The sequence below is a fragment of the Nonomuraea sp. NPDC046570 genome (assembly GCF_040645915.1).
GTDB lineage: Bacteria > Actinomycetota > Actinomycetes > Streptosporangiales > Streptosporangiaceae > Nonomuraea.
In genome coordinates this window covers 12480-27525 of the sequence record NZ_JBEYZF010000007.1, presented here as the reverse complement: position 1 = coordinate 27525, position 15046 = coordinate 12480, and the positions used below count along the sequence as shown (strand labels likewise).

At 70.1% G+C, this 15046-nt stretch carries 18 protein-coding genes; 12 read left to right on the top strand and 6 right to left on the bottom strand.

Annotation, left to right across the window (positions count from 1 at the left end):
- Positions 1 to 14 precede the first annotated feature (14 nt).
- The 5 genes from ABZ911_RS13685 (at position 15) to ABZ911_RS13665 (ending at position 3908) form a co-directional block, all read left to right on the top strand.
- On the top strand, positions 15 to 2063 hold the full coding sequence (locus ABZ911_RS13685; protein ID WP_358054869.1) for an ATP-dependent DNA helicase UvrD2: 2049 nt from the start codon (positions 15 to 17) through the stop codon (positions 2061 to 2063).
- Positions 2060 to 2932: an acyl-CoA thioesterase II gene (locus ABZ911_RS13680; protein WP_358054868.1), complete on the top strand. Its 873-nt coding sequence runs from the start codon at positions 2060 to 2062 to the stop codon at positions 2930 to 2932. Before ABZ911_RS13685 ends, ABZ911_RS13680 begins: the two co-directional genes overlap by 4 nt.
- A 93-nt stretch (positions 2933 to 3025) precedes the next feature.
- Positions 3026 to 3283 (top strand): hypothetical protein, encoded by a 258-nt coding sequence (locus ABZ911_RS13675; RefSeq protein WP_358054867.1) that lies wholly within the window; start codon positions 3026 to 3028, stop codon positions 3281 to 3283.
- A gap of 121 nt (positions 3284 to 3404) precedes the next feature.
- Positions 3405 to 3674: a WhiB family transcriptional regulator gene (locus tag ABZ911_RS13670; RefSeq protein WP_358054866.1), complete on the top strand. Its 270-nt coding sequence runs from the start codon at positions 3405 to 3407 to the stop codon at positions 3672 to 3674.
- A 39-nt stretch (positions 3675 to 3713) separates the two neighbouring features.
- Positions 3714 to 3908, top strand: a complete 195-nt coding sequence (locus tag ABZ911_RS13665) for a hypothetical protein (protein ID WP_358054865.1) — start codon at positions 3714 to 3716, stop codon at positions 3906 to 3908.
- 124 nt (positions 3909 to 4032) lie between these two features.
- Here ABZ911_RS13665 and ABZ911_RS13660 read toward each other — a convergent pair whose 3' ends face one another.
- Positions 4033 to 4179, bottom strand: coding sequence for a hypothetical protein (locus ABZ911_RS13660; RefSeq protein WP_358054864.1), 147 nt, complete (start codon positions 4177 to 4179; stop codon positions 4033 to 4035).
- Here ABZ911_RS13660 and ABZ911_RS13655 point away from each other — a divergent pair.
- On the top strand, positions 4154 to 4828 hold the full coding sequence (locus ABZ911_RS13655) for a hypothetical protein (RefSeq protein WP_358054863.1): 675 nt from the start codon (positions 4154 to 4156) through the stop codon (positions 4826 to 4828). The genes ABZ911_RS13660 and ABZ911_RS13655 overlap by 26 nt on opposite strands.
- Before the next feature lie 58 nt (positions 4829 to 4886).
- Here the strand turns inward: ABZ911_RS13655 and ABZ911_RS13650 are convergent, their stop codons facing one another.
- The gene (locus ABZ911_RS13650) at positions 4887 to 6212 is read right to left on the bottom strand and encodes an AarF/UbiB family protein (protein WP_358055348.1); all 1326 of its coding nucleotides are present in this window, start codon (positions 6210 to 6212) and stop codon (positions 4887 to 4889) included.
- 72 nt (positions 6213 to 6284) lie between these two features.
- Positions 6285 to 7511 carry a ThiF family adenylyltransferase gene (locus ABZ911_RS13645; RefSeq protein ID WP_358054862.1) on the bottom strand — a complete coding sequence of 409 codons (1227 nt, stop codon included), beginning with the start codon at positions 7509 to 7511 and terminating at the stop codon, positions 6285 to 6287.
- 102 nt (positions 7512 to 7613) lie between these two features.
- Here ABZ911_RS13645 and ABZ911_RS13640 point away from each other — a divergent pair, with 102 nt between their 5' ends.
- The 3 genes from ABZ911_RS13640 to ABZ911_RS13630 all read left to right on the top strand — a co-directional run bounded on the left by ABZ911_RS13640 (position 7614) and on the right by ABZ911_RS13630 (position 9561).
- The gene (locus ABZ911_RS13640; RefSeq protein ID WP_358054861.1) at positions 7614 to 8396 is read left to right on the top strand and encodes an enoyl-CoA hydratase-related protein; all 783 of its coding nucleotides are present in this window, start codon (positions 7614 to 7616) and stop codon (positions 8394 to 8396) included.
- Between the two features lie 68 nt (positions 8397 to 8464).
- Entirely contained in the window at positions 8465 to 8980 is a 516-nt protein-coding gene (locus ABZ911_RS13635) for a M48 family metallopeptidase (RefSeq protein WP_358054860.1), read from the top strand.
- Entirely contained in the window at positions 8977 to 9561 is a 585-nt protein-coding gene (locus ABZ911_RS13630; RefSeq protein WP_358054859.1) for a DUF2064 domain-containing protein, read from the top strand. Before ABZ911_RS13635 ends, ABZ911_RS13630 begins: the two co-directional genes overlap by 4 nt.
- Here ABZ911_RS13630 and ABZ911_RS13625 read toward each other — a convergent pair.
- From ABZ911_RS13625 to ABZ911_RS13615, 3 genes are read right to left on the bottom strand one after another with little or no spacing between them, the layout of a single operon-like run.
- Complete coding sequence (locus ABZ911_RS13625; protein ID WP_358054858.1) at positions 9545 to 10531, bottom strand: endonuclease/exonuclease/phosphatase family protein; 987 nt, start codon at positions 10529 to 10531, stop codon at positions 9545 to 9547. The genes ABZ911_RS13630 and ABZ911_RS13625 overlap by 17 nt on opposite strands.
- Positions 10532 to 10543: 12 nt before the next feature.
- Complete coding sequence (locus ABZ911_RS13620) at positions 10544 to 11098, bottom strand: NUDIX hydrolase (protein WP_358054857.1); 555 nt, start codon at positions 11096 to 11098, stop codon at positions 10544 to 10546.
- A complete protein-coding gene (locus ABZ911_RS13615) occupies positions 11095 to 12300 on the bottom strand; it encodes a zinc-dependent metalloprotease (protein WP_358054856.1) in 1206 nt (401 codons plus the stop codon). The genes ABZ911_RS13620 and ABZ911_RS13615 overlap by 4 nt, the downstream gene beginning before the upstream one ends.
- Positions 12301 to 12433: 133 nt before the next feature.
- Between ABZ911_RS13615 and ABZ911_RS13610 the strand changes: the two genes are divergently transcribed.
- From ABZ911_RS13610 to ABZ911_RS13600, 3 genes are read left to right on the top strand one after another with little or no spacing between them, the layout of a single operon-like run.
- Positions 12434 to 13504 (top strand): NAD-dependent epimerase/dehydratase family protein, encoded by a 1071-nt coding sequence (locus ABZ911_RS13610; protein ID WP_358054855.1) that lies wholly within the window; start codon positions 12434 to 12436, stop codon positions 13502 to 13504.
- Positions 13505 to 13513: 9 nt separating this feature from the next.
- The gene (locus ABZ911_RS13605; protein ID WP_358054854.1) at positions 13514 to 13939 is read left to right on the top strand and encodes a molybdenum cofactor biosynthesis protein MoaE; all 426 of its coding nucleotides are present in this window, start codon (positions 13514 to 13516) and stop codon (positions 13937 to 13939) included.
- A gap of 10 nt (positions 13940 to 13949) precedes the next feature.
- A complete protein-coding gene (locus ABZ911_RS13600; protein ID WP_358054853.1) occupies positions 13950 to 14996 on the top strand; it encodes a S16 family serine protease in 1047 nt (348 codons plus the stop codon).
- Positions 14997 to 15046: the final 50 nt, after the last annotated feature.

The following is a 15046-nucleotide window of genomic DNA, read 5'->3' as shown; positions in this document are numbered from 1 at the left end:
GAGAGGAGGGCCGCGTGGAGGTCGACGATGTTCTGGCCGGGCTCGATCCCGAACAGCGCGAGGTGGCTGAGGCCGTACGCGGCCCGGTCTGCGTGCTGGCCGGGGCGGGCACGGGCAAGACCAGAGCGATCACCCACCGCATCGCGCACGCCGTGCGCAGCGGAGTCGTCGAGCCCTCCGGCGTGCTGGCCGTGACGTTCACCACCCGCGCCGCCGGAGAGCTGCGGCAGCGGCTACGCGCTCTCGGCGCGCCCGGCGTGCAGGCGCGCACCTTCCACGCGGCGGCGCTGCGCCAGCTCACCTACTTCTGGCCGAGGGTGATCGGTGGCTCGGCGCCGGCCGTCATCGAGTCCAAGCTGCCGCTGATCGTCGAAGCCTGCCGGTCGATCAGGCGCAACCCGGAGCGGTCGGAGCTGAGGGACATCGCCGCCGAGGTCGAATGGGCCAAGGTCACCCAGGTCGGCCCCGAGGACTACGTCGCCGCCGCGGCCAAGGCGCACCGCACGCCCCCGGTGCCCGCCGAGGAGGTGGCCAGGCTCTACGACGCGTACGAGCGGATCCGCCGTGAGCGGCACCTGGTCGACTTCGAGACCATCCTGGAGCTGACCGCCGCGGTGATGACCGAGCACCGCGAGGTGGCCGCGCAGATCCGCCAGCAGTACCGCTACTTCGTCGTCGACGAGTTCCAGGACGTCAACCCGCTGCAGAAGCTGCTGCTCGACACCTGGCTCGGCGGCCGGGACGACCTGTGCGTGGTCGGCGACCCCAACCAGACCATCTACTCCTTCACCGGCGCCACCCCGCGCTACCTGACCGGCTTCGCCGTCGAGTACCCCAAGGCCGCGGTGATCAAGCTGGTCCGCGACTACCGCTCGACCCCCCAGGTGGTGAACCTGGCCAACATGACGCTGGCCAAGGGCCGCAGCCCGCACCGCCTGGAGCTGATCGCCCAGCGCCCCGACGGGCCCGCCCCCGCCTTCACCGAGTACGACGACGAGCCCGCCGAGGCGGCCGGCGTCGCCCGCGCCATCCGCAAGCTCATCGACCAGGGCGTGTCCAGCCGCGAGATCGCCGTGCTGTTCCGCGTCAACGCCCAGTCGGAGGCGTACGAGGAGGCCTTCACCAAGGCCGAGATCCCCTACGTCCTGCGCGGCGCCGAGCGCTTCTTCGAACGCCCCGAGGTACGGCAGGCGGTGGTGCTGCTGCGCGGCGCCGCCCGCTCCGCCTCCGGCGAGCCGATGGCCTCCGAGGTCCACCACATCCTGGCCGGCGTCGGCCTCACCCCGCAGCCGCCCGGCGGGGGCAAGGCCCGCGAGAAGTGGGAGTCGCTGAAGGCGCTCGCCGACCTGGCCGAGGACATGGCCGCCGAGGGCGCCGCGCTGCCCGACTTCATCGTCGAACTGGAGCGCCGCGCCGCCGAGCAGCACGCGCCGCCCGTCGAGGGCGTGACCCTGGCCTCGCTGCACGCCGCCAAGGGCCTGGAGTGGGACGCCGTCTTCCTGGTCGGGCTCACCGACGGGATGATGCCGATCGTCTACGCCGAGACGCCCGAGCAGATCGAGGAGGAGCGCCGGCTGCTCTACGTCGGCATCACCCGCGCCCGCGCGCACCTCGGCCTGTCGTGGGCGCTGGCCCGCGCTCCCGGCGGGCGCAAGGGCAGGCGCCCCTCCCGCTTCCTCGACGGCCTCACCGGCCGCCCGGCGGCCGCCATCCGCTCCGCCGCGCCCCGGGAGCGCCGGGCCGTGGCCGCCCCCGTGCACTGCCGGGTGTGCGGCAGGACGCTGGTGATCGCCGCCGAGCAGAAGCTCGGCCGCTGCTCGACCTGCCCCGCCGACTACGACGAGTCCATGCTGGAGAGCCTCAAGGCCTGGCGCACCGCCACCGCCAAGGAGGCCAAGGTCCCGCCGTACGTGATCTTCACCGACGTCACCCTCCAGGCCATCGCCGAACGAGCGCCCACGACCGAGCAGGACCTGCTGTCCATCACCGGCATCGGCCGCGTCAAACTGGACAAGTACGGCGACGCCGTGCTGACCATCTGCCGCGGAGGAGAACCGGCGTGAACGAAGCGCTCAAGGAGTTGCTCGACCTGCTCGACCTGGAGCAGATCGAGCTGGACATCTTCCGGGGACGCAGCCCCGAGGAGCGCCACCAGCGGGTGTTCGGCGGCCAGGTGGCGGCCCAGGCACTCGTGGCGGCCGGCCGTACCGTGCCGTCCGATCGTGACGTGCACTCGCTGCACGCCTACTTCATCCGCCCCGGCGACCCGTCGATCCCGATCGTGTACAACGTCGAGCGGCTGCGGGACGGGCGCTCCTTCACCACCCGCAGAGTCGTGGCGGTGCAGCACGGCAAGGCCATCTTCACCATGTCGGCCTCCTTCCACATCCACGAGGAGGGGGTGCACCACCAGGCGGCGGCGATGCCCGAGGTCCCCGGCCCCGACTCCGTGCCGACGTATGCCGAGCGCATGCAGCCGCTCCTCGGCGAGGACCCGGCGTGGCAGGACTGGCTGGCCAAGCCCAGGCCGGTCGACCTGCGCTACGTCTCGCCGCTCACCTGGGAGGCGGAGCGGGACCCGGCGCTGCGCAGCGCCGAGACCAACGTGTGGTTCCGCTGCGCGGGCGAGCTGCCCGACGACCGGCTGCTGCACGTGGTGCTGGCCGCCTACGCCTCCGACTACACGCTGGTCGACACGGTTCTGCTGGCCAACGGGCTGGCCTGGGGAGCCTCCAACATCATGGGCGCCTCGCTGGATCACGCGATGTGGTTCCACCGCCCGTTCAGGGCCGACGAGTGGTTGCTCTATGCTCAGGAGTCCCCCTGGGCAGGGGGAGCGCGCGGGCTCGCGCGCGGACAGATGTTCACGCCCTCCGGAGACCTCGCGGTGTCCGTGGTGCAGGAGTGCATGATCCGCGTGACGAACCCGTAAATCTGCAGGTAGAAAATATGTTGCCCCTTCCCGGCTTCCCGGTTTAGGGTCATGGACAAGCGAGTCGGACGGTCCTGTCCGACGATCCAGAGAGTGGAGGTGACCATTGTGATCAGCATGAACCTGTCGACCACGCGGGTCGCCTTCGCATGCCCTGACGTCGCCGTCGTCATCAGGCTCGCCGATGGCCCGGCCAAGCTCCGCCAGGAGCAGTTTGCCCCGAGCCAGAAGTCCGCCTACTTCGGCGCCTTTGGCTTCCACGCAAGCGCTGCAGCAGCGCCGACCCAGCAGATCACCAACGGTGGACTGCGCGGTCCGCATCCCTGGAGGGATGAACCGGTCATAACCTGACCGGCAACATCAGCCTCCAGGCCGCGGATCCGCAGACAGGATCCGCGGCCTCTTTGTTTGTCCGTGATCCCCCTACCACCACTTGAGGTAAACGAACAAGATCAACAAGAAGGAGAAGCAGATGGGGGCCAAGACGATCATGGACCTGATCGACGAAGCCAAGATCCCCTGCCGTACCGACCCCGACCTGTGGTTCGCCGAATCGCCGGAAGACGTCGAGTTCGCCAAGACGCTCTGCGGTGGCTGTCCGATCCAGCAGGCCTGCCTGGCCCGCGCGCTCGAGCGCGAGGAGCCGTGGGGCGTCTGGGGCGGCGAGCTCATCCTGCGCGGGACCGTCGTTCCCCGCAAGAGGCCCCGCGGCCGTCCTCGCAAGACCCCCGTAGCCGCCTGATCCACCCGCCCCTTCGAGAGCAAGAACGGAACCCCTCACATGAACAGCATCGCTGGTAGGAGCTTTGAAATGTCGTATCTGCACCAAGAACTGATCAACGACCGAATACATACCCTTCACCGCGAGGCGGAGGAGTATCGCCTGGCGTCCCGCGTGCTGCGCCTCGAGCGCGCCCGCCGCGACGTCCAGAAGGCGACCGACCGCCTGCGCCGCGCCCTGCTAGCCCAGGCATGAGCGGAGCGCCACCACCCGCCTGGTGAGGTCCTGCCGCCGGCGCAGGACCTCACCCCCGGGTGAACCCCCAAGGCCGGGTGCCCCACGCGCACCCGGCCTTCCGCTTACCCACCCCGCCCCGACCTCACGCGCCCCCAAGCCAGTCATCCAGTACGGCTTCCGCCCGGGCCAGGTGATCGGGGAATCGGATCGCCTTCGCCATCATCCACAACGTGGCCTGCAGATCCCGCGCCTCCGCCATGACCTTGAGACCGGGATCGTCCGGGTCCACGCCGTACTCCCTCAGCGCCTGCCGCCCATCAAGTCGGCTGGTCCTGCGCAGGCACGCCAGATCCCAGCCCACCGGCGGCGAGCAGTTCAACAAGGGCAAGCGCAGAGGAGTCGTCCAGTTCGCCCCAGACGGCGTCACCGGCTTCGACTACTCCATGAGCACGAACCTCATGGACAAACCCATCCGCACCCTCTCCATCGGCCCGTACACCTACCAGTCCGGCGGCGCGATCGCCGAAGCCCTGCCCAAGGGCATGAAGTGGCTCAGGCTCCCGAGCAAGCCCGGCGCCAGAAGCCCGTTCTTCACCCCCGTCTTCATCCTGGAGCCCGCGACCCTCAAGGCCGTCCTCTCCACCACGAGCGGTACGGCCGCCGGCGTACGCAAGGGAGCCATCACCCTCGGCGCCCTGTTCAAGGTCTCACCCGCCTACCGGGCCGCCAACTTCAAGGCCCTGAGCGCCAAAACCGCGGCGGTCAAGGTGTCGTGGAAGCTGTGGACCGCCAAGAACGGTCTGCCCACCCGCCTGGTCACCGCCTGGACCGACGACGGCGCCCTCGGCCCCAGCAAGAAGACCAGCGACATCCGCTTCACCTCCTGGGGCACCCGGTCCACCCTCGCCGCCCCACCGGCGGCTCAAACCGCCTCCTGACCTCACCGCCAGGCCGGCCCTGTGGGTGCAAGCCGCCCACCCTCAGGCCAGAGCTGCGTCAGGGAACGGGGAGGGGCTCGTCGTCGGCGAAGCCGGGGACCCAGCGGATGACCTCGTCGCGAAAACGAGCCGTGGCCCCGAGCTGGCACAGGACGCCTACGCCTGCCGCGTGCACCCGGTGGATGAGCACGTAGGTGACCGGAAGATTGAGCTGGCGCACCACGTTCGTGGGGCGGAGGTCGGCGACGCTGGCGGCCTGGGCCTGGAGCCATTCGCGGGTGAAGGTGAACTCCTCCACGGCGGTCGGCTCCACATAGGGCGCCAGGAATCCACGCAGCGCGTCAGGATCGATCTCGATGTGCGGCTGGATGAACCCTTCCTTCCGCAGCCCCTCGACCACGGTCCCCATGTCACCCTGGTTGAAGATCCTGGTCAGGATGCCGAAGGCCTTCGGGTACCCGTCCGGCAGCCGGTTGACCGCGCCGAAGTCGAGCACCCCGAGCCGCCCGTCCGCCAGCATGCGGAAGTTGCCGGGGTGTGGGTCGGCGTGCAGCATGGCCACCCGGGCGGGGGAGCAGAACAAGAAGCGGACGAGCAGCAGCCCGGCCCGGTCACGCTCCTCCTGGGAGCCCTCGGTGATGATGCGGGACAGCGGGGTGCCGTCCATCCACTCGGTGACCAGCACCTGCTCGTTGGCCGCGATGACGCCGGGGATGTGGAAGTCGGGGTCGTCCTGGAACTCCAGGGCGAAGGCGTGCTGCGCCTCGGCCTCCCGGAGGTAGTCGAGCTCTTCGGCGATGCGCTCGCGCAGCTCGGCGAGCACTGCCTTCATGTCGAGGCCCGGCAGCAGCGCCCCGAACAGCTTGCTCAGGCGGGAGAGCTGGTTGAAGTCGCCGAGCAGGGCCTTGCCCGCGCCCGGATACTGGATCTTCACCGCCACGGTCCTGCCGTCGTGCCAGACGGCCTTGTGCACCTGGCCGATGGAGGCGGCGGCGGTCGGCCGATCCTCGAAGGACAGGAAGTTTTCCCGCCAGTCGTCGCCCAGTTGCTCGGTCAGCACACGGTGCACGGTGGCCGAGGGCAGCGGGGGAGCGGAGTCCTGCAACTTGGTGAGTGTGGCGCGGTAGGGCCCGGCGATCTCCGGGGGCAGCGCGGCCTCGAAGATGGACAGCGCCTGGCCGACCTTCATCGCCCCGCCCTTGAGCTCGCCGAGCACCTTGAAGATCTGCTCGGCGGTGCGCTGCTGGATCTCCTGCGCGACGAGTTCGGCGGACTTGCCACCGATGCGCTTGCCCAGGCCGAGAGCGGTACGCCCGGCGAAACTGAGGGGAAGCGTGGCCAGTTTGGCGGACCGCGTGACGGCACGGCGTGGAAGATCACTCACCATGATTACGCGGAGTCTCGCCGAGACACCGCTTTCCCCCCTTCGCGGTCGGACCCATGGGCTCCAAGCCCGTTAGCTGCACGAACCTGACGTGACCATTGTTATCGCACCAAACAAGTTTCGGAAGCAACGACAATGCGGATGTACCGCCCACGACCGGCGTCTCCACTGCCAATCAGGCATGACGTCAATTGTGCCGTTTGTCACAGGAGTGCCCTGGCCTTCCAAATGAGCGAGCGCGTGACCGACGGACAGAGACGCGACCAGTGTCGCGAGAGTGGTGTCGCAGGCTATTTCTCCCGCAGGGTAGCCGCCGAGCCGCGCGGTGACGATCGGCCAGTCGGGGTCGCGGTCGCGCCTGGTGAGATCCAGGCAGTGCAGGCACGCCGTCTCCCCCGGCACGACCAGCGGCCCCACCGAGCCGTACCCCTCGAACGCGCTCACCAGCAGATGCGGGATGCGCAGCGAGACCAGTTCGTTCACCAGCAGGTTGTCGAGCGGGCCGACTGGGGCGAGGATCACGAGGTCCGGGCGTTGCGAACCGTCGCCCAGTTGAGCTCCGCCGCCCACGGCGACCGAGGACGGCCGAGGCCCGGGAAGAGCCGCGGCCCGAGGACGCCGAGACGACCCGGCCGCGCGACTGGGAGGCACGGCCGGATGAGGCGGGGTGGCCGGGTGAGGCGGACCGATCAGGCGGCGGGCCACGACGGCCGCACCGTCCTGGCGCGGCATGCCCACCTCGCTCCAGCCCAGGCCGCCGGGCATGAGGTCCTCCGCCCTGGCGAGGCCGGGATCGATCACCCGGATCTCCCCGACTCCGCAGGCGGCGAGCATCGCGACGATCGGCGCGCCGACCCGTCCCGCGCCGTAGACCCGCACCCGCGCCGCCTGCCTTCGGGGAAAGGCCGAGGCGAGCGGCTGCGCGAGAGCACGGCTGGACGGCACGGCCCCTTGGTCCGCCACCCGGCACTCCAGCGCCTCCAGCTCAGGCCGAAGGCGATCGCTCTCGGCCAGGCTGAGACCTCGTAACGCGGGCGCGGGCACGGAGGCGTCGTCGAGCAACCCCCTCCCGGTGAGCTCGCCGAGCAGCGACAACGCCGCCCGCTCGGAGAGCCCGACCCGGCGCGCCCGCTCCATCACCTCCCGCAGATCCCGAGTCCCGTCCAGGCTGCCGACCCACTCCCGCACCGGGGGAGCGAGGTCGGTGAGCAGGACGGCACGCCGAGGATGCACGCCGAACTGCAGTGTCCGTTCATCACGGGTGATCCGCCGCAGGGCCGGCTTCAGACGGGGTCTCATGGCGGGCAGATTTCCATGCGAACCCAAGATCCGCAGCGGCTTCCCGCGGGGCTGTGGATAACCGCGAATCCCCGCCCCTGCCCTGTGGACTACCCTCTCCGCATGAACGAGCTCCTGGTCGACCACCAAGCAGACGGCGTAGTAGTGCTCACCCTCGACAACCCGGACCGGCGTAACTCGATGTCCGACACCATGACCGCCGAATGGCGCCAGGCCATCGCCGATCTCAAGGCCGACCAGGATGTCCGCTGCGTGGTGGTCACCGGAGCGGGCAGCGCGTTCTGCTCGGGCGGCGACCTGTCCTGGCTCGCCGAGCGAGGTGTGGAGTCCGTCCCCGCCCTCCGCGACCGGATGCTCGCCTTCTACCGCACCTGGCTGGCGATCACCGACCTGGAGGTCCCCACGATCGCCGCCGTGAACGGCCCGGCCGTGGGCGCGGGCCTCTGCCTGGCACTGGCCTGCGACCTCGTCTACGCCGCCGACGACGCCAAACTGCTGGTCCCGTTCACGTCCCTGGGCCTGCACCCCGGCATGGCCGCCACCTACCTGCTCCCGATCAGAGCGGGCGTCAACGTGGCAAGAGAGATGATTCTCACAGGCAGGACGATCCTGGGCGAAGAGGCGGCACGACAGGGCCTGGTCACCCGCTCGTTCCCCAGGCAGGTGCTGCTGGACGAGGCCATGGAGATCGCCAGAGGCGTCGCGGGCAACGCCCCGGTCGCCACCAGGCTCGCCAAAGTGGCGCTGAACCAGCATCACACGGACCTCGAAGCCGCGCTCCGCTGGGAGGCACTGGCCCAGCCGGTGACGATGGCCTCGGCTGACATGCGGGAAGGACTCGCCGCCCATCGGGAAAGGCGGGTGCCCAGATTCACCGGGTCTTAATCATCCTGACCAGGGAAAACAGCGGCCACCCCCTGTGGATTTCCGTCAGTCTCGGCTAACGTGCATATGTGCCCCCCGAGACAGTCGAGGTCCGTCGAAGTTCTCGTCGCCGGCGTACGGTCTCCGCCTACCGCGACGGTGACAAGACGATCGTGCTCCTGCCCGCCTGGTTGAGCGGTGAAGACGCGGATGAATGGGTGAGCCGGATGCTCGATCGGCTGGCAGCCAAGGAACAACGACGGCGACCAACCGACGAGGGCCTGCTCACCCGGGCCAACGAGCTCTCCGCCCGCTACCTCGACGGCAAGGCCCGCCCCGCGAGCGTCCGCTGGGTCGACAACCAACAGCATCGCTGGGGGTCATGCACCCCCGACACAGGCACGATCCGAATCTCCACCCGTCTCAAGGGCCTGCCCGAGTGGGTGATCAGCTATGTGATCATCCATGAGCTCGTGCACCTGCTGGTGCCGAGCCACGGCCCGGACTTCTGGACCCTGGTCGAACAGTATCCCAAGGCGGAGCGGGCGCGCGGGTTCCTCGAAGGATTCTCCTCCGCGGCGCAGAGCCCCCCGGAGGAGTGTTGAACAGGATCGTAGCGGTCCTGGTGCGCGAAAGCATGTCGGCGGCGGCACCCGAGGGCGTCGACCCGCGCGAGTTCCTGGAAGCGATCGCCGAGGACACCTACGAGATGGTCGCGGGCCTCGAACTCGTCACCCCGGTCCTGGTGACCAGCGTGCCCGGCCTGGACGACCTCGTCTGGCCCGGCACCGAGATCGTGGAGATCGACGAGAAGGCGACGCTGAGAGAGATACTCGCCCGCCTCGGCGGCGACCAGGCCGCGGTGGTCGGTGCCGACGCCCCCGACCTGCCACCGCTGCTGATCGGCAAGATGTTCCGCGAACTCGGCCGCGCCCGGGTCGTGGTCTGCCCCGCCGAGTACGGCGGAGCCGTGGCCCTCGCCACCGCCCTCCCCCTGCCGGAGTGGGCCGACCCCGACCTCGACGACCCCGACCTCGTGGCCACCCTGCGCGCTCAGGCGCCGGGCCGCCGCATGGTCGCCACCAGCCCCGGCTGGCACCGGCTGCGCACCCCCGGTGACCTGGCCAGGCTCGACCCCGGCCTCGAAGGCTGGGACAACACCAGGGTCCTCACCTCGGCACGATGAGCTCGGCGAAGACCGCCCGATGGTCGGTGCCGGGCACGTCGTGCACGCTGACCGCCCGGACGCCCACCCGGGAGTCGACCACCACGTGGTCGATCGTGATGATCGGCGGAATGCGCTTGTTCGCCGGCCAGGTCGGCGTCAGCCCCTGCCCGACCTGGTCGGCGGCGTCCTTGTAGCCGCGGCGGAGCAGGCGGCGCATCGCGGCGTGGTCGAGGCTGGCGTTGAAGTCCCCGGCCAGGATCCGGATGGTGTCGCCGGAGGCGGAGGGAAAGGACTCCAGGGCCGCGTTCCAGTTGTGCACCTGCGCGCCCAGCGGCGGGTACGGGTGCACGTCCACCACCTCGACCGGCCTGCCGCCGGGCAGCGCCAGCACCCCCGCGGGCATCTTGTGCCCGACCGGCGGGATCAGATCCCACAGAGCGGTCAGCGGATACTTGGCGAACAGCCCACTGCCACCCGCGCTCCACTCGTCCTGCAGCACCCGGTGGGGCATCAGATCCTTCAGCCCCGCCTCGTCCAGGTCGATCACCGCGCCGGGGGTCAGCTCCTGGGTGCTCAGCACATCCGGATCGAACCTCCTGACCAGTTCCATGATGGCCGACACGTCCGCCCTGCCGAACAGCATGTTGATGGTGAGCACTTTGAGCGGCCGGCCGGTGCCGGCTTCCGCCGTACCGAAGGCTCGGGGGAGGACGCTGAGGCCGAGGGCCGCGGTCGTGACCACGGCCAGCGCGGTGGCCGCGCGGTTGCGCGTCAGCGCGGCGAGCAGCAGGGGGAGCAGCGAACCGGCAGCCGCGTACGGCGTGACGGTCATGATCTGGGTGGGCAGCGAGCCCCGTTCGAGGCCCGCGACTCGGGCGGCGGCCCAGGCCGCGAACGGTGTCACGGCCAGCCACGGCAGCGCCTTGGTGAATCGGCCGCGTCGGCGCGGAGGCGTCACGATCGTGCCGCCGACCGGGTTCTCCTCCACGTACCCCCCAAGCTAGCCAAGCACGGGTGAATCCATCGCGAAATGGCCGCGCCTGGCGAGCCGGCGGGTGGCCTCGTCGGTCGGCTGCGGGATCTCCCCGATGGGGAACCAGCGCAGGTCGAGCGACTCGTCACTGATCACCGCCTGCGCCCCTTCGGGCGCCACCGCGGCGTACTCGACGTCGAAGTGCCAGCATCGGGGCGGGTGGCACCAGACCTCGTGACGGTCGAGCGCCAGCGGCCCCGGCAGTAGCCGAAGTCCTGAGATGCCGGACTCTTCGGTGGCCTCGCGCAGCGCCACCTCGGCGAGCGAGATGTCCGACGCCTCGCAGTGCCCGCCCATCGGCAGCCACTTCCCCGCCTTGGGATGCAAAGTCAGCAGGACCATGGCGCCGTCGTGCGACAGCACCGCGGTCGTGGCCGTGAGGTGGCCGGGCACGCACTCGCGCAGCATCGCGTCCTCGTGCCCGTCCAGATGCGCCAGGAACTCCTCGCGCAGAACCTCTTCCTCGGCGCTCGGCGCCACCCACCCCTTGAGTACGGCTACCGCGTCACCGTGCAGCGTCACTCATCCTCCGAATCCTGCGGACCCTCGGCGTCGAGCTTGGAGATGTCCCACGAGGTGTCGCCCTTGACGAAGGCGTCGGGCGCGTCCAGGTCATCGGCCGTCGGCATCAGGTCGGGGTGCGACCACACCGCGTCCCGCCCGTCGATCCCGCGGTCGGCCTTCAGGGCCTGCCACAGCGTCGCGGCCTCCCTGAGCCGGCGCGGGCGCAGCTCCAGGCCGACGAGCGTGCCGAAGGTCAGCTCGGCGGGACCGCCGGTGGCGCGGCGGCGCCGTACCGTCTCCGACAGGGCGCCCGCCGACGGCAGCTTGCCCTCGGCCGCGTCTCCGACCACCGTGGCCACCCAGCCTTCGACCAGCGCGAGCATGGTCTCCAGGCGGGCCAGGGCGGCCTTCTGCCGCTCGGTCTCCTCGGGCTTGAGCAGCGCGCCGCCGCTCAGCGCCTCCTGGAGCGCCTCCGGGTTGTTGATGTCGAGGCCGCGCAGCTGCTCCTCGAGCGCCGAGGTGTCCACCGTGATGCCCTTGGCGTACTCCTCGACCGCGCCCAGCAGGTTCGCCCGCAGCCACGGGACGTGCTGGAACAGCCGGTGATGGGCGGCCTCGCGCAGCGCCAGGTAGAGCCTGATCTCCTCGGCGGGCAGCTCCAGGCCGTCGCTGAAGGAGGCGATGCCGCCGGGCAGCAGCGCCGCCGTGTCGGACAGCGGCAGGCCGATGTCGGTCGTGCCCATCACCTCACGGGCCAGCGAACCGAGGGCCTGGCCGATCTGCTGGCCGACCATCATGCCGCCCATCTGCCGCAGCATGCCCATCAGCGGCCCGGCCATCTGCTGGGCCTCCGGCGGCAGTCCCGCGCCGCCGAGCGTGCCGCCCATGGTCTCGACCATGCGCGCGGCAATCGGCTCGCAAAGTTTCCGCCAGACCGGAACCGTGTTCTCGATCCACTCGGACCTGCTCCAGGCCTGCGGATTGTTCACGCCGCTGGGCAGCGAGGTCGCCTCGTTCAGCCAGAGGTCGGCCAGTTGCAGCGCGTCGACTATCTGTCGGCGCTCGCCCTCCATCACGCTCGGATCGCCCTCGGCGACCACCGCGTGCCGGGCGATGTTCTTCGCCATGTCCCAGTTGACAGGGCCTGAACCCTGCGGCGCCGACAGCATGTCGGCGAACTGGCGCATCGCCTGAGCCATCTGCTCAGGGTCGCCGAACATGGCGAACGGGTTTTCGTTAGGGTCGTTTTCGCGACCTGGCAGGTCAGTCACCGCTCTACCTCGTGCAGGATGGAGGAGTCCACATCCGCCACGTTAGTCGTCCTACGGCGGATCAGTGCAAAGTGAGGACCCGGTGCCTACCTCGAAACGACCGCGCCAACCAGTCGTCGCCGTGACCGGCGCCTCCTCGGGCATCGGCCGCGAACTACTCGCAAGGCTGGCCACGTCGGCGGATTTCCGCAGGGTGGTGGCCATCGACGAGCAGCGCGGCGACGTCCAGGACGTCACCTGGCGGGTGATCGACGTCCGGGATCCGCTCTTGGCGAACCGGATCTCCGACATCGACGTGCTGGTCCACCTGGCCGGTGACTACGCCCTCGACTCCGATCCGGCCGAACGCCGCGCCTACAACCTGCGCGCCGCCCAGACCGTCCTCACCGCGAGCGCCGCCGCGCGCGTCCGGCGCGTGGTGCTCGTCACCAGCGCCATGGTGTACGGCGCGGTCGCCGAGAACGAGGTCCCGCTCCCGGAGAACTCCGACGTGGCCGCCGAACCCGACACCGGGGTGGTCGGCGACTACCTGGAGATCGAGGCCCTGGTCCGCAGAGCCGCCCGCAGCCACCCCGGCCTGGACGTGACCGTGCTGCGCCCGGCCGCCCTGGTGGGTCCCGGCATGGACACCGTGGTCACCAGGCACTTCGAGGCCCCCCGCCTGCTCACCGTCAAAGGCTGCTCGCCGCGCTGGCAGTTCTGCCACATCGACGACCTGGTCTCGGCCCTCGAGCTGGCCGCCCGCGGCGCGATCACCGGCGTCGCGGCCGTCGGCAGCGACGGCTGGCTGGAGCAGGACCAGGTCGAGGAGCTGTCCGGCATCCGCCGCTTCGAGCTGCCCGCCGGCCTCACCTTCGGTACGGCACAGCGCCTGCACCGGCTCGGCATCACCCCCGCCCCCGCCACCGACCTGCACTACGTCGTCTATCCGTGGGTGGTCGACTGCACGGCGCTGCGCGAGGCGGGCTGGAAGCCGGCGTGGACCAACGAAGCGGCCTTCGAGCAGCTCCTGGAGCTGCGTGAGGGCAGGCACGCGGTGGTCGGCAGGCGGCTGTCCGGCAAGGACGCCACGCTCACCGCGGCCGGCGCCACCGTCGCGGTGATCGGCACCGCCGCCATCGTGCGGCAGGTCCGCAAGAAGCGCCGGTTGTAGGCTTTGTTCGTGGACGTCATCCGGTTGCTGGGGATTCGCGACACTTCGCTCTCCGTCGAGGAGGTGCTCGCCGCCGTGGGCGACCATGCGGCGGGCGGCACGACGCTGTTCGTCGGCACCGTCCGCGAGCAGGACCAGGGCAAGGCGGTGACCCGTCTGGCCTACTCGGCGCATCCGAGCGCGGCCGACGAGCTGCGCGCGGTGGCCGAGAAGGTGGCCGCCGAGTACCCGATCACCGCGCTCGCCGCCGTGCACCGGGTGGGAGAGCTGGCCCTAGGGGAGATCGCGGTCATCGTGGCCGTGGCCGGCCCACATCGGGGAGAGGCCTTCGAGGCCTCCCGAAAGCTGATCGACACGCTCAAGGCCGAGGTGCCCATCTGGAAACACCAGGAGTTCGCCGACGGGTCCACGGAGTGGGTCGGCGCCTGCGATTAGGCTCATGACCATGTCGCGACGCGCACTGACCTTGATGGTTTCGGGCTTCCTCGTGCTCGCCCTCGGCGTCACGGGGGCGTGGCTGCCCGTGCCGTACGTCGTGCTGAGTCCTGGGCCCACCGAGAACACCATCGGCACCGTCGACGACAAGCCCGTGATCACCATCGTCGGGCACAAGACCTACCCCACCGACGGCAAGCTGAGCCTGGTCACGGTCGCCTACCAGGGCGGGCCGAGCAGCAGGATCGACCTCATGACGGCGCTGCGCGGCTGGGTCGACCCGACCGTCGCGGTGGTGCCGGAGGAGACCATCTTCCCGCGTACCAGCACCGCGGAGGAGGTCGAGCAGGAGAACACCGCGGAGATGACCAACTCCCAGGACAGCGCGACCGCGGCGGCGCTGACCGAGCTCAAGATCCCCTACAGCACCGTCGTCTCGGTCATCGCGACCGAGAAGGGCATGCCCGCCGACGGCAAGCTGAAGCCGGGCGACGAGATCAACTCGGTGGACGGCAGGCTCGCCACGGACGTCGACATGGTCTCCAACACGGTCAAGGCGCACAAGCCGGGCGACCTCGTCGACTTCGGGATCACCAGGGGCGAGGAGCGGATCGACGTCTCGCTGAAGACCATCGCCTCGCCGCACGGCAAGCCCATGGTCGGGGTGACCATGCAGGCCAAGTACAAGTTCCCGTTCACCGTCAAGATCAATGTCGGGGACGTGGGCGGGCCCAGCGCGGGCATGATGTTCTCGCTCGGCATCATGGACAAGCTCACCCCTGGGGCGATGACGGGTGGCAAGGCGGTCGCCGGGACCGGCACCATCACCCCCGAGGGCAAGGTGGGGCCGATCGGCGGCATCGCGCAGAAGATGGTGGGGGCGCAGAAGTCGGGCGCGACCTTCTTCCTGTCCCCCGCCGAGAACTGCCCGGAGGCGCTCGGCGCGGTTCCGGACGGGCTGCGGCTGGTCAAGGTGGGTACCCTGCACGAGGCCGCCAAGGCGGTGGACGTCATCCGTACGGGAAAGGGTTCGCTGGCTTCCTGCTCGGCGAGTTGAAACTTCCGCGCACGCTCGTCCGTTAGCCGTACCGCAGCCTTCGTAGCCGG